Below are 14,333 nucleotides of genomic sequence, written 5' to 3' on the forward strand. Positions count from 1 at the left end.
AAAAACAAAAATGGCAGCTTGAAGATAAGCTGCCATTTTTATCTAACACTTAATTGTTCGTTAAAGCTTCTCAAGCTGGTGGCTGGTTTTGGTTGTTTTGTCTTTGCCGAGTTGTTTGAGTATTGCCAGCAAAGTATCACTTTTCCATGGTTGCTGAGTGGAGCTAAATCGAGATTGATTCATTACATTCAATTCAGTTCTTACTGCTTGCACCGCCTCTGATTCGATATCAGCGTAGTGAGTGTTTAAGTAGTCGTTAACTGCTTTTTCAATCTTGATACTGTCACCTTGCTTTATGACATCCTCTATATCTCGAATGGAGGCGTTATGAGTACTCACCATCACTTCTGTTGATTGTGGCGTTTTGCGTTTTCTCCATAAGCCAATGGCAATAGCGGAAGAAACCAACCAAAGTACCGCAAAGACGAATGTTAATGTTTGCCAAATCGTATCAACGCCACCTTGTGGAGCGGTTGGAGATGCCGTTTGTGTTGGTTGTGTTGGCAGTACACTTTCTGGCAGGGTTATCAGTCCAGTATCACTTTTCTCGACTTTAAGATTTAGCTCAGCGATTTCTGATTCTCTTGCTTGATCACGATTGCTATCCCACCAATTTAGCTTGTAACCGGGTAAGGTAAGGTCACCAGCTTCCGTTGGGATCAGCACTTGCTTCATTGTCATGGTGACGGTGCCATCTCGAGCTGTTTCGAACTGAGGTTGCTCTGGGTAAACACGCAGTGTACTTGGGTAAATTATGCCAATACGTGGCAAGTACTCTGCTTGTGTGCCTCGCGCTCTCACACGAATCGTACGGGTAATAGATGAACCTTGTTTAACGCTATTCACCGCGTTTGCAGACAGAGGATTACCTTGCTCATCTTCCCAGCTTTGAGTCATTTCTAATGCTGAAGCTGGTAGCCAGTTGCCTTCAAAGTCTTTCGGGATCGGTTTGACTGTGATAGGCATTTGCTGAACGTTGGTTTTGATCGGCATGATCTTTGTCGAACCCGTTAAACTGTCACCATAAATGTAAGAGCCAGTTAATTGAGGGCCGTTTAACGAAAAGCTTCCTGGTTTTTCTGCGGTAATACGGAATGCTTGTTCAACGACAGTAACTTCTAAGCCATCAATGATTCGCTGACCTTGTTTCATGTCACTAGCAGGTTCAATCTTCATTCCATCAATGCTAGGCGGAACGATTTGTGGGTTATCCAAACGACGTGGATCTACTTTGATGGCCAACTGCATACGTAACGTTGCTGACTGTTGTGGGTACAAAGTGTGGTTATCCACGCTCATGTCAAAACTGAATAAATCATCCAGGTTTGGCTCTGCTTGGCTTTCTGTGACGCGCAGCTTAATTGGCTCAGTCTTCATCCCTTCAGCTGTGAAGCTTGGTATGGTCACAACGCCTTGTTTCATCGGCGCGATCGAAATGCTCCATTCCGTTCGGACTGTTTTATGGCCGTTAATGTTATTGCTTGAACGGCCGTAACGAGGCTGCCCCAAGAAAAAATCTTTCTTTAGCGTATCAAAATTTATGGCATCAGAACTTAACTCAGTGTCTGCCATAATGCGGAGATTGATAACTTCATTCTTTGCGACTTGGGTTTTATTCACACTGGCTTGAAGGCTTTGGGCAAAAACCGAAAAGCATGTTAATAGGCTGGCCACCAGAACAAAGACCAGTTTTGCGCCTTTTTTCATCATGGAGTTACCATTCCTTATTTGTTTGTTGTGGAGGTCGTTTTTGTTGAGCTTGCAACTGCATTTGTGCTCGAATCAAAAAGCTTGGGTCACGCGCACTTTCTACCGCTTCTAAACGGCGGAACTCAGGATCGTCCTGATGCGTTTTTTCTGCCTGAGCTTGAGCTTGCATTGGTTCCCCTTGTTGCTCGCCTGGTGTCTCTTCTTTTTGCTTTACTTTTTGTTGCTCGGTTTTCTCTTTTTCTTTTTTATTTTCAGTGTCTTGCTTGTTTTGTGACTGTTGTCCTTGCTCTTGTTTAGCATCATTCTGAGACTTTTGTTGCTGCTGTTGCTGCTGTTGCTGCTGTTGCTGCTGTTGCTGTTGCTGCTGTTGCTGCTGTTGCTGCTGTTGCTGCTGTTGCTGCTGTTGCTGCTGTTGCTGCTGTTGCTGCTGTTGCTGTTGCTGCTGTTGCTGCTGTTGCTGCTGTTGCTGCTGTTGCTGCTGTTGCTGCTGTTGCTGCTGTTGCTGCTGTTGCTGCTGTTGCTGCTGTTGCTTCAGTTTCTCCTCTACAACCGACAGGTTCTTTTTCGCCGCCTCAAAATCGGGCTTCTCCTCTACCAATTGTTTGTAGAGGTTTGCTGCATCATCAAGTTGACCGTTTTGAGCAAGTGCATTGGCGAAGTTATAACGTCCATCTAAAGTCGAGTTGTTTGAGAAAGCCTCAATGGCACTTTCATAATCACCGGCTTGATAGCTGGCAGCACCTTTCCAGTTTGGGTCGGTAAAGGTGTTTTGTGCCTTTTCGTACTCACCTTGTTGATAAAGCTGCTCGCCTTGCTGGTTTTGATTTAGGAACGCGCTCGCTTCTGCTTTTGGTGTCCAAGTCATTGGTAGTACGGCCGCAACCAGCACCCAAACCATACCTCTACGAAAGAGAAGGACAGCAGGAATCAACAGCAGTGGAAGCAACCAGAAACCGCTATTTAAGCGCGAATCTGTTTTTACATCCTCGCTTTGTTTCGCGGCAAGGTTGTTACCAGCATTATTGGTAAACGCGGCAATGTTCTCTACATCACGGTTATTATGTTGAATCGGAACGAATAATCCGCCAGTTTGCTTCGCCAGCGTCTGTAAATTTTTCAGATTCGTTTTCGCCACAACCGTATTGCCTTGTCGGTTCTTCATCAAAGAACCATCCGGAAGAGCAATTGGTGCACCATTTGATGTTCCGATAGCAAGCACTGACACTCTGATATCTTTACCATTTAACAACGCTAGTGAACGTGATAGTTCGGAGTCATCCAAATCATCTGCCAACACAACGATGTCACCTTGATTGACACCGGCTTGTGTAAATTGACCAAGAGCGGTTTCTATCGCGGATGGTAAATTCGAACCTTGGTAAGGCATCAGTTCTGGCGATAGATTCTCAATAATGCCAGCAAGTGTACTCGAATCGGTTGTGAGTGGGCTTAAGGTATAGGCGTCACCTGCGTAAGCGACTAAACCTGTCGAACCTTCTCTCCACTTCGGCAATAAATCTAACGCTTTATAGCGTGTTTGCGATAGTCGATTTGGCTTCACGTCCGTTGCGTACATAGAGCGTGACATATCCAAGACTAATACTCGGTTCTGGCTCAGTTCGAAACTTGGGCGAGTATTCGATTGCCAGCTCGGCCCTGCCAAAGCGATGCAGGCGGTCGCCCAAGCGAGTCCCCAGATAGCAAAGTAATGTTTGGTCTTGATGGAATGACCGAGCATTTTTGCCAAGTGCGGCGCTATCAAGGACGACTTCTTGGTTTTGTACTGGCTATTTAGGGCTAAGACGATAGGAATGACGAGCAAACCCAACAGCCAATATGGATATAAGAATATAAACTCAGCCATGTTTTCTCCTTAGAACAAACAGAAACACGGAAAGAACGAGTGCTGCGCTCAGTGGGTAAGGGAACCATTCAGATTGAGGTCGCCAAGTCTGAGTGTCGCTAGAGACGGGTTCTAACTGGTTAATTGTGTCGTAGATTTTTTTAAGTTCTTGCGCATCACGAGCACGGAAATACTGGCCACCTGTCATTTCGGCAATCTTAGTAAGTGTTTGCTCATCGAGGTCAGAAGCGGTGTTCACTTTACGAGACATGAAGAAGTCTTTCACCATCATCTCGCCCGCGCCGACCCCAACAGTGTAAATAGTGGCATTGTATTTTTTCGCAATGTCTGCAGCTTCAAGTGGATCTAATACGCCTGCTGTATTGCTGCCATCACTAAGTAAAATCATCACACGTTGTGGTGCGTCGCTATCAACAAAGGTTTTGGTACCTAAGCCGATTCCGTCACCAATCGCTGTGCGTTGTCCAACCAAGCCAATCACAGTTTGATTGATTTGTTGCATCACGGTTTTACGGTCCGCCGTTAGCGGTGTTTGTAGGTAAGCATGATCGCCAAACAGAACGACGCCCAAACGGTCCCCGTCGCGCTTTTGAACAAATTCAGACAGGACTTTCTTCACTGCTGTGAGACGGTCAATGTACTCGCCATTGTCGTTCATGTCTTCTTTTTGCATTGAGCCTGACAAATCGACGACTAGCATCATGTCACGGTACTTCGGTTGGAACTCAACCGGGTCGCCATACCAAACCGGACGAGCACAAGCGATAACCAATAAAGCCCAGATAGCAATAGACAGTGCCTTCTGGGCTAATTGTTTTGGCTTGGTGCTGTGTTTGTTGTCAGGCAGGTAGGCCAGTTTGATTTCAGCTTGCTGAGTCTCTTCAGGGAAGAACTTATAAATCAGCCAAGGTAGGGGCAGCAAAAGAAGAGCCCACCACCAGACCAACTCAATGTTAAACCATTGAGAGAGGCTCGATACGAGATTTGCCTCAGTCACGAGTTTTTGCCTTTTTCTTCGGAGGCAAAGCGCTGTCAATCCAGAAAGCACAATCATCAATCAAATCTTGATGCTGTTCTTGACCAGATTTTTGGTAAAGCGCGGCTTGCCACTGTTGTTGTTTGTCTACGAATCGAGTTTCTTTGGTGTAGCTATCAAGAAACTCATACCAAGCAGAGCCTGTTAATGGTGCGATCTCTTCCCGAGGGAAGTAACTCAAAGCCGCTTGGCGGAGAACCTCTAATGCAGAAGACGGAGTATGTGGTGTGAGCGGGTTGGTCAACAATTTCAAAGCGGTCTTTTTAGCGACAAGACGTTTTGAACGCCATCTTAAGTACAACACGACAATTACGATGGAAAGAATTATCCCGCCCAGAACAGCCCACCATCCCCAAGCAAGTGGGAACCAATCTGGTGCATTCGGTAGGATTAAAGGTTCAAGGTTTAGGCTTTGGTTATTCGTTGTCATTATTACTACTGCTTGAATGTTTTATATGTTGTTACTGTGGTTAGCTTAATTGCTGAATCAGGGGAAACCCACTGGACAGACTATTAAATGGAATCGCCATCGAGTGGCATTGTTGTTTGATGGCTTGCTGATGCTTATCGAAGTATGATTCCAATGCCTTTCGTTGTCCTTTTGAACCAAAGTTGAACCATTGGCTTCGATGACCGTCAGACGCTTTCGCTTGACCTCGAAATTTGGTTTCACCTCGCTCCAAAGGGTCATAGAACTGGACTGCGCGAACGCTGTTGTGTTGCTTTAGTCGACGCAGTTGAAGCAGCTCTTTCTCTCCCACTTGAGCAAAGTCGCTCAATAGAATGAGCTCACTGCCTTTCGGCGTCAGGTTGTGTAGCGTTTCAATGGCGCTCATGTATGGCAGCGTACGTGTGCTGTCAGCGTGTTGATTCGTAAGCAATTGATTGTGAGTATTCACTATCGCGTCAAGAATTCTTAGCCCTTGCTTTTGAAGAGAAGAAGGGCGGAACTCAATACATTGGGAACCATCATCTATCACCGCGCCGATGCGGTCTTTCTTGGCTAACGTCAGCCAAATCAATACGCTAGCGAAGTGCGCCATTTGAACCGACTTCAATACATATTGCGAACCAAAGTACATGCTAGGGCTCAAGTCGATGTACAAGATCACCGCTTGTTCTTTGTCTTCAGCAAACAACTTGGTATGAGCTTTTCCCGTTCGGGCCGTGACTCGCCAATCGATGCTGCGAATATCATCGCCCGCTTGATATTGACGCACTTCCATAAAGTCCATACCGCGCCCTTTTTGACGGCTGGTATGGTTACCACTCATTTGCGACCAAATACTCTGTGCTGGTGGTAGCCAACGAACCGATTGAGTGCGATATTGAAGCAGTTCTTCAAGGGTTAATGTCACCCCATTCGCATGAGGTGGCAATGCATATGATGCAGACATGTCCACCTACCTCTTTACGCGCTACCTACAAGATTAAGAAGCTTGTCGATAACCTGATTTGCTGTGATGCCTTCTGCTTGAGCGTGGTAGCTCAGAAGTAAGCGGTGACGTAGCACGGGATAAGCCATGGCTTGAACGTCTTCTGGTGAAACGAAGTCACGACCTGCCAGCCACGCATGAGCACGAGCACAACGGTCAAGGGCGATCGTTGCACGCGGGCTTACACCCATAGATAGCCATTTCGCAAGCTCTGAGTCGTAATCGCTTGGCTGTCGAGTCGCCATCACAAGACGAACGATGTATTGCTCAATCGCATCTGCCATGTGGATGTTGAGTACTTCTTTGCGTGCGGTGAAGATGTCTTCTTGGCTCAAGCTTGGACGTTCAATCGTCGCTTCGCCTTTTGCCTCACCACGGTTGATGCGCAAGATAGCCAACTCGTGTTCCGCATCTGGGTAATTCACATCAAGGTGCAACAAAAAACGGTCGAGCTGCGCTTCTGGCAGCGGATAGGTTCCTTCTTGTTCTATTGGGTTTTGCGTCGCCATTACCAAGAAAAGTTCGGGTAGCGCATACGTGTTGCGGCCAGCCGTTACTTGCTTTTCTGCCATGGCTTCGAGCATTGCTGCTTGAACTTTGGCCGGCGCACGGTTGATTTCATCGGCAAGGATCAAAGAATTGAAAATCGGACCAGACTGAAAGGTAAATTCGCCCGTTTCAGGACGGAATATATCTGTACCCGTTAAGTCGGCAGGCAGTAGGTCGGGCGTAAATTGAATGCGGTGGAAATCGCCCTCGACACAATCAGACAGGGACTTTACAGCTCGTGTTTTTGCAAGACCTGGAGGACCTTCAACCAAGATGTGCCCATCGGCAAGTAGAGCGATCAGTAACTGTTTTACCAGATCATGTTGACCAATGATCTGGGACTCTAAATAGCTTTGAAGCGTTTCGAAGTTCGTTTTGTGCATTTTGTGGACTCTCTGGGTATCCATTTGATTCTTATTTTGTGTATTGGTCACTCATTCGTAGGGAAAAGTTCCAGTACGCCCGTGTAATTTATCTTTCCAATATTGGGATCTTGCTATGGTTTACAAGCTGTTGGCGAGAAACTATCAATCAGCAACGCATATTTTGTTATCTATGTTCTCAAAAGGCATGTTTTAGCGTGAGCCAAAAGTTGTCATCTTCATCCGTATTCATCGCCACACTCGAATCTTTGGTGATGTTGTGCCCGACCTGTGTGACAAGTTCAAACAAACGGATCTTTCGCCCTTTTATACTATAGGTATATTGAGGCATTAAGTTAACGAACCAATCGCTAGTGACTTGCCAGCGTATAAACGTATATAAGGTCAAGATTGATGTGTTTGGGAACACAGAGTTTTTTGCTGCTTCATTTTCTGTCCAAGTTTCACCGTACAGAAATGCTGGATTCACTCTCAAATCCTCTAAAACGGGAATAATCTGTATGGCCCCGAGTGAAGCGCGATTGACCGCAATAGAGCCCGTATTATTGCGTTGGGCGTCAAGAAATAACCCAGTACCACTAGGTTTGTAGATAGAGAAATGACGTAAATGCACGGTTTCAAAATCGTCCTTGAATTGAAGAAAACTGTTGTGTCCCAACACACTGTCGGGGCTATTAAACCCGATTTGTCCAATTGCTCCATATCCATTAGTGCCAGTTCGTAAACCTATAAATGAGCTAAGAGCGGTAGGATCGTCGAGATCTTCGATCGTTTTAGGGGTTGTAGGTGATGCGTAAACACTAGTAATTAAGAGTATTAACAACAGAAACAGCACGAGTTTTAATAACATAGCGACCTCTGGATAAGAATAAATGTGAATCAATGGCAGGATAGAACCTGCCATTTTTAATGAGAGCTTGGGGTTAGTCTTCGTTACATGGGAACATGAGTTCGAAGTTGTTTGTGGTGGTATAGAAGGTTCTTGGGTAATACTCTCTCATCACAGGGGCTATATCTTTGTCCTGCTGAATATTTTGTATGGCGTGAGAAAATGTCGGAGAGGCAAGCATGTGGCGAATTTGAACGATTGACGCGTCTTTATCGATAATGCCATCGCCATCATCGGCCATTGGCAGCCAACCAATACCACATTGAGTAAAAGCATTGCGAGGTCTGTCTGATTTGCGACTTACGGCAATGGTATAGTAACCGTCTTTGTCGACAGGAATTCGTTCATCATAAAGGCAGTCATTGACTTTGGTAACGGCAAATCCTTTGTTGGAACAAACGGACCAATAGCGAAGTTCACCGTTGCCCATGGTTTTTTCACCGTAGAAAGTTTTAGGAGTGATAGGGGCTTTAGCGCGTAGCACAAACACCGGACCATGCTTGCGGTTGACGACAGTTCGAATATAGTTGTTGTCTAGATTAGGATAAAAGCCACCAGAACTACGCCTTGCCTCTGGGTTTATGTTTCCTGTATAAATTCCTAGCAAACTTTGGCGATCTAACTGGATGTGCCAAGTCGCTGGATTCGTAGCAGGGAAACCGGCAGGTTTGTTAGGCTGAGTCACCAGTTTTCGGTACTTTTCTACTGGTATCCCTAAAGCGTTCAACTTCGCTGCTAATGGTTGAGAGCTGTTCAGGGCGTCACACGCTTCTGGGCCTCTTAGCTCTTTACCTGACGCAAGTGTTACGACGGGCTCTGGCAGAGCAGCGTTTGCGGTGCCATCACTGTTTTCATCTTTTGCATAGATACGATAAATCAGTACTTGCTGATTGGCGGATGCCTTTGGTGTGTGCAGTTCATCAGATTCAACACCTTCACGAGTTTGGCCTGCGGTGTAGTCTTTTGTTGGCTCCGAATCGAGAATTCTAACTTGATAGCTTCTAAATACACTGTCTCGTTGACTCCCGTTTCTAAAGGGATTTACGCTGCTTTGGCTCGGTTTAATCATATAGTCAGGTAAGGATTGAACTGGTCTTCCTCGATCGTCGTAGCTGATTAATGACATATAGCGGGAGTGGGGAAATTGGCCTTCTAATCTCAGTGTTGCGCCTTCTGGCACGGTGAAAGCGGACCCCCAATATTTTACGGCAGCATCAGGGTAGGCAACGTTGATGTATGGATCGGCTGAGACCGGCCCGTAGCGAAAAAAGCACGTTCTTTCTCCTGGAATTCCCTCAAAATGATCATCGGCGACAGATGCAGTACTCCATGTCGCGCAGGTTAATAGAACGCCTAATATCGAGACGTGACTGAGTAATCTTCGGTGTGTTTTTAAGCATGGCATTAGCATTATTGAATCCTCTTCTCACAGCCTTGTTGCTTTTACTGGCTTTTCTTATCGGATAATTGTTAGTCTTTCGTAACAATTAATTAACAACATATCGAAGATAGGATGAGAACAATGTCTAAAAACTTACATTCTCATGTTGAGTTTCCACTTGGTCAGTTGGAACAAGATGCTTTGCTTTGTCAGATCTTAAATAAAGACCCAACGCTTCAACGCTTAGAGAAAAGTGCGATTGAAGAAATGATTTTGTCGGCAAAAATTGAGACTTATAAGATGCCGACGTTGCTACATTCAGCTCATAAATCCGTTGACACAATGCGGCTTGTTATATGCGGTCATATTGAGTTAGCGAGTTGCAGTGAAGGTGGTGACGAAGCTTGCATTGCGATGCTGGGGCCGGGCAGTTGGTTGACATGGGTAGGTTGTTTTGAGAATGAACCTACCAACCATGATTTCTATTCATCTTCTGATGCTGTGATCATTGCTATACCAGTCAAGAAAATGAGAGAGATCGCCTCGCGTTATCCTATTTTATATCAGATTGCGATTCACGAAATCAGTTTCCGTTTCCGATTACTTATGGAGTGGACAACCGAATCTGTCCTTTTAAAGAATGAATACCGGGTGGCAAAGTTATTGTATTTGGTGAGTCGATTAAATGCACCCCATGGAGAGCCGAGTCCTATCTTATATACCCAAAACAAACTCGCCCATTTATCTCGATGTACTCGTCAGACACTAAGCCGTTCTCTGCAATGTTTGTCTAAAGAGGGCATTATTCAAATTGGCTATCGACGAATAGACATCATCAATCAAGATAGGTTAAACGCGTTTATTGCACAGGGATTGGCAGATTAAGCCAGAAAAGATTCGTTAAAGAAGAAAGCGTTTCTGTTACATCATTTTTGCAGATTTTTGTGAGATTTTTCTCTAGTTTTGTAGGATTGGGCCGATATAGATTCCGAGCCGTGCATAGCAAATACTTATGCACCAAGTTTACCCTGTTCAGAATGCAGATAACGAGTGATTCTTTTAAAGGTCCAAATATGTTGAAACTTACTTCTCTGAGTATCAAACAAAAGGTGGTACTCGGTATTACTTTTGCTGTTTTAGCCTCGACTATTATTGTCGGTGTCATGGCGCAGCGCCACGCCCGAGAGGTGCTTAGTCACCGTTTGATTGACATTGAATTGCCTGCGATGTTGCAGCAAATCAATACCGAAATTGACCGTGAAGTTGTCCAAATGCAACAAGCGGCAAAACAGTTAGCAACCAACGAATTTGTGGTTGAAGCCCTATCTACGACCGACCGTAACCCCATAGTTGAAGCGCAACTCGTTCAGCAACTCAATAATGTGAAATCTCAATATGAGTTAAACGATGCGTCTGTAGCAAACCGCCAAACCGCATACTACTGGAACCAGAACGGCTTTCTACGTCAACTCAATCGCTCACAGGATGGGTGGTTTTTTGGGTTCACCTCTTCGGGCCAAGACACGTCAGTGAGCGTGTTCCAAGAGTCCAATGGTGACGTGAAAATGTTTGCTAATTATCAAGATGTGAATGGCATCTCGATGTCTGGTTTGTCAAAATCGATGGATGATATGGTGTCGCTCCTGAATGGTTTCAAGATTGAGAAATCAGGCTATGTTTTCCTAACGAATAGTAAAGGTGACATCCAGATCCATCGCCAGCAAGGCAAAAATAAAACCTCAATTGGCCAACTGTTTGGAAGAGACGCTTCTCAGCTGCTTAACAAAGGTCATTTCAATCTCGTTACTACCGAATTTGAAGGCCAAGATATGTTTGTATCTAGCCTGTATGTGCCATCAATGGATTGGTTTGTGGTTGGTGTCGTACCAGTGAATGAGGTATTTGCTGACCTTGATGCAACAGCAGAGAAAATGTTGTTTACGACAGCAATCGTGGCGCTAATCTTCATCGCAATGGGTATTTTGCTAGCAAACAGCATTACTAACCCAATTCGCCAAATTGCAGACCGATTCACTGACCTTGGTGAAGGGGAAGGCGATTTGGCTCAGCGTATCGAAATCAAAGGTAACGACGAGATTGCTCAGCTATCAAAAGGCTTTAATGGCTTTATTGAAAAGATTCACGCGACTATGAAAGAAGTGTCGTTAACCAGCGGCGCATTAAGCCAAGCTGCAGACAGTGTATCCAGCAAAGCCACATCAACGCACGATAATAGCCAAGAGCAGCGTGACCAAACAATTCAAGTGGTCACGGCGATTAACCAGATGGGTGCGACCATCAGTGAGATTGCCTCTAACGCTGCAACCGCTGCGGATACAGCAAACCAAGCATCTGATAACACACAGACAGGTCGCCAAGTGGTTACTCAAGCGAAAGAAGTGATCAGTCGCCTTGCCGATGACGTTGAAACGACCAGCATGGTAGTGACGCAACTAGCAACCACTACCAAGGACATTGGATCTATTTTGGATGTGATTCGTGATATCTCTGAGCAAACCAATTTACTTGCGCTGAATGCGGCAATTGAAGCTGCGCGAGCAGGGGAGCAAGGTCGTGGTTTTGCTGTCGTCGCTGACGAGGTTCGAAACCTTGCTTCACGCACTGCTGTCTCTACCGAAGAGATTCAGAAGATGATCAACCAGCTTCAAAGTGACGCTCAAGATGCAGTGACTGCAATGGAAGCGGGTAAAGCGGTAACATTCGAAGGCGTTGCCTCAACTGATGAAGCGGTTGAAGTGTTAATGAACATCTCTGAGCGTATTGCCGATATCTCTGACCGAAACACACAAGTAGCGACGGCAACCGAAGAACAGTCAACGGTTGTACATACCATCAATCAGAACATTGAAGAAATCAATGCGATTAATGAAATGACCACGGCTACAGCTGAAGAGTTGGCAAGTGCAAGCCGAGACCTACAAGAGCTATCCTCTCGTTTGGATAAGATGGTTGGTAGCTTCAAACTCTAGAGTTGGATAGAATAGGCCTAATTTACAAGTTTAACGACTATATATTTAGGTAAGTACTATGAATGACTTCGAAAAAGAACTAGAACAGATTTCACAAGAAGCTGCTCAAGAGCCGGAAGTAAAGCTTCCTTCTTTAGAAGAGCAAAAGCAAATCGCTGCTGAACTGAAGAAGCTAGAAGCTGAAGGAAAGCTGACGCCAGAGGTTCTTGAGCAATACTTTGGTAAGTTCAATCAGAAAAATTCAACACCAGTGCACTAATAAAGGGGGAGTTTACGAACTCCCTTTTTCATACCTACCCATTAACTCACCTTCTTTAACTAGCTTTTAATCAATAAGTTATTCTTTGTTACTACTTTTTTTCATACTTGACAATACTGCTGCTCTATCTAAATCTATTGCTTATTTAAATCAAAATAACTAAAGGGCTGCAAAAGAGATGGAGTGTAAAAGTACAAGGAACGTCATATTAATTACTGAGGACAGTTTGCAGTCGTCTTTGCTTAAAGATGTTCTCGAAACCAAACTCAGTATTAACGTTGTTTTGATTACCCCAGAGAAGCTCAGTGAGCCCTTAAATTGCCACGGCTCAGCTTCGGCAACCTTAATCGATTACAGTGTGGTTTCAGATGAAATCTTTGCTCGTTATGTAGAATTCAAGAAAACTGAGCTAAAAGACACGATTGAAGTGCTGATCAATTGCGATAAAACCATTTCAACAGAAGAGCTGTTCGTTTGGCAGAATCTTGCCGGAATTTTCTATACATCGGATGATATTAATAATCTTCAAGTTGGAATTGGCAAAGTTTTACAGGGCGATATGTGGTTTAGCCGTAAGTTTTCACAACAGTATATTACGCACTTACGTCGACACAGCAGACCAGTTAATAAGAGCATGTCCGCAATTTTGACGAAAAGAGAACAGCAAATTATTACCTTCTTATCAATGGGGGCTTCGAATCAACAGATTGCTGAGCAACTATTTGTGAGTGAAAATACTGTGAAAACCCATCTCCACAATATTTTTAAGAAGATTGACGTGAAAAATAGAGTTCAAGCATTAATTTGGGCTAAAGAAAATATGTCTGGTTTATCAATAGCAGTATAAATTCAGCTAAGTTAGCGTTTATTTCTTCTAAATTGCGATGTAGATCTATCATTCATTTTTAATATGTAAGGAGTGTTTCTTTTATGAGAAACACTTTTTTTGTTTATGATTTTAACCAAATTGCAATTTAAAAAAGTATCAAATAACTCTACTCTATCGTCTAGCACTTAGATATGAGTTTAGGTGCTCAGTAATAACTATTAAATTCAGAACATTAAGTTAGTGAAAGTATGAGAAACATTATGGAACAGTATAAGGAAAGGCCCGAGATCCTAATGATCACTCAACAAAGTCTGCAGAGTGAAAATTTTAAGGAGATGCTTTCTAAAAATACAGAAACCAAAATAACCATCATCGATAGTAAAAATCCAAGCTACCACGAATTGATTCCTGAAGAGTATTTCCTGTTAGTTGATTTCTCTGTAGAAACACCATCTGATACTTTGGTTTATCTGAAAGATAATGAAAAAGTGCTAGGAACAATTATGTTAAACCTAGGGCATGAGCTTGATACAGAAGAATTAGCGTCATGGCCACATGTTAAAGGTATATTCGGTCCAAGCGATTCGATGGCGAAACTTTGTCAAGGACTTAAAGCGATTATTGATGGTGATAATTGGCTATCAAGACGACTACTTGAACAACTTTTGACTTATTACAAAGGTAAGGAGTCAAACTATGTTATTGAGCCAGCGATAGAAGTTGAACTTACTCGAAGAGAGGTACAAGTTCTTCAGATGTTGAAAGACGGTGGTTCTAATATGGAAATAGCAGATTCACTGTTTATTAGTGAGCATACGATTAAATCTCACCTTTACAATATATTCAGAAAAATTGAGGTTAAAAACCGCACCCAAGCGACAAGTTGGGCGAAGAGAAACCTTTAGTACTACTTTTAACTTTTTGTTTTAGATGTTGTTTATATCTAAAAGTACCACTTTTTGTAGTGTTAAAAATATTGATAGTTTGAAATATCAATCCATATTCAA

The 14,333-nt window shown here is 43.9% G+C and carries 13 protein-coding genes; 5 read left to right on the forward strand and 8 right to left on the reverse strand.

What is annotated here, in order from left to right; genetic code table 11:
* Positions 1-60 precede the first annotated feature (60 nt).
* From ATB76_RS01390 to ATB76_RS01425, 8 genes are all read right to left on the reverse strand, one after another.
* Positions 61-1,710, reverse strand: coding sequence for a BatD family protein (locus tag ATB76_RS01390; protein WP_061034450.1), 1,650 nt, complete (start codon positions 1,708-1,710; stop codon positions 61-63).
* 4 nt (positions 1,711-1,714) lie between these two features.
* Positions 1,715-3,574 (reverse strand): VWA domain-containing protein, encoded by a 1,860-nt coding sequence (locus tag ATB76_RS01395; protein ID WP_061034451.1) that lies wholly within the window; start codon positions 3,572-3,574, stop codon positions 1,715-1,717.
* On the reverse strand, positions 3,567-4,571 hold the full coding sequence (locus ATB76_RS01400; RefSeq protein WP_061034452.1) for a VWA domain-containing protein: 1,005 nt from the start codon (positions 4,569-4,571) through the stop codon (positions 3,567-3,569). The genes ATB76_RS01395 and ATB76_RS01400 overlap by 8 nt, the downstream gene beginning before the upstream one ends.
* A complete protein-coding gene (locus ATB76_RS01405; RefSeq protein WP_038881008.1) occupies positions 4,564-5,040 on the reverse strand; it encodes a DUF4381 domain-containing protein in 477 nt (158 codons plus the stop codon). The genes ATB76_RS01400 and ATB76_RS01405 overlap by 8 nt, the downstream gene beginning before the upstream one ends.
* 40 nt (positions 5,041-5,080) lie before the next feature.
* Positions 5,081-6,007 (reverse strand): DUF58 domain-containing protein, encoded by a 927-nt coding sequence (locus tag ATB76_RS01410; protein ID WP_061034453.1) that lies wholly within the window; start codon positions 6,005-6,007, stop codon positions 5,081-5,083.
* Between the two features lie 14 nt (positions 6,008-6,021).
* On the reverse strand, positions 6,022-6,978 hold the full coding sequence (locus ATB76_RS01415; RefSeq protein ID WP_061034454.1) for a MoxR family ATPase: 957 nt from the start codon (positions 6,976-6,978) through the stop codon (positions 6,022-6,024).
* A gap of 178 nt (positions 6,979-7,156) precedes the next feature.
* Positions 7,157-7,882 carry a hypothetical protein gene (locus tag ATB76_RS01420; RefSeq protein ID WP_240538016.1) on the reverse strand — a complete coding sequence of 242 codons (726 nt, stop codon included), beginning with the start codon at positions 7,880-7,882 and terminating at the stop codon, positions 7,157-7,159.
* A 19-nt stretch (positions 7,883-7,901) separates the two neighbouring features.
* Complete coding sequence (locus ATB76_RS01425; protein WP_061034455.1) at positions 7,902-9,278, reverse strand: hypothetical protein; 1,377 nt, start codon at positions 9,276-9,278, stop codon at positions 7,902-7,904.
* A 111-nt stretch (positions 9,279-9,389) separates the two neighbouring features.
* On the opposite strand from ATB76_RS01425, the gene ATB76_RS27020 reads away from it, so the two are divergent.
* From ATB76_RS27020 to ATB76_RS01450, 5 genes are all read left to right on the forward strand, one after another.
* Positions 9,390-10,133 (forward strand): Crp/Fnr family transcriptional regulator, encoded by a 744-nt coding sequence (locus ATB76_RS27020; RefSeq protein WP_081094881.1) that lies wholly within the window; start codon positions 9,390-9,392, stop codon positions 10,131-10,133.
* A 188-nt stretch (positions 10,134-10,321) separates the two neighbouring features.
* A complete protein-coding gene (locus ATB76_RS01435) occupies positions 10,322-12,238 on the forward strand; it encodes a methyl-accepting chemotaxis protein (protein WP_061034456.1) in 1,917 nt (638 codons plus the stop codon).
* A 58-nt stretch (positions 12,239-12,296) separates the two neighbouring features.
* Entirely contained in the window at positions 12,297-12,497 is a 201-nt protein-coding gene (locus ATB76_RS01440; RefSeq protein WP_038870355.1) for a restriction endonuclease subunit S, read from the forward strand.
* Positions 12,498-12,675: 178 nt separating this feature from the next.
* Entirely contained in the window at positions 12,676-13,344 is a 669-nt protein-coding gene (locus ATB76_RS01445) for a LuxR C-terminal-related transcriptional regulator (RefSeq protein WP_038870357.1), read from the forward strand.
* Between the two features lie 230 nt (positions 13,345-13,574).
* Complete coding sequence (locus ATB76_RS01450; protein ID WP_038870359.1) at positions 13,575-14,231, forward strand: LuxR C-terminal-related transcriptional regulator; 657 nt, start codon at positions 13,575-13,577, stop codon at positions 14,229-14,231.
* Positions 14,232-14,333: the final 102 nt, after the last annotated feature.

It is taken from the genome of Vibrio sp. MOR3 (genome assembly GCF_001557775.1).
GTDB classification, from domain to species: Bacteria; Pseudomonadota; Gammaproteobacteria; order Enterobacterales; family Vibrionaceae; genus Vibrio; species Vibrio jasicida.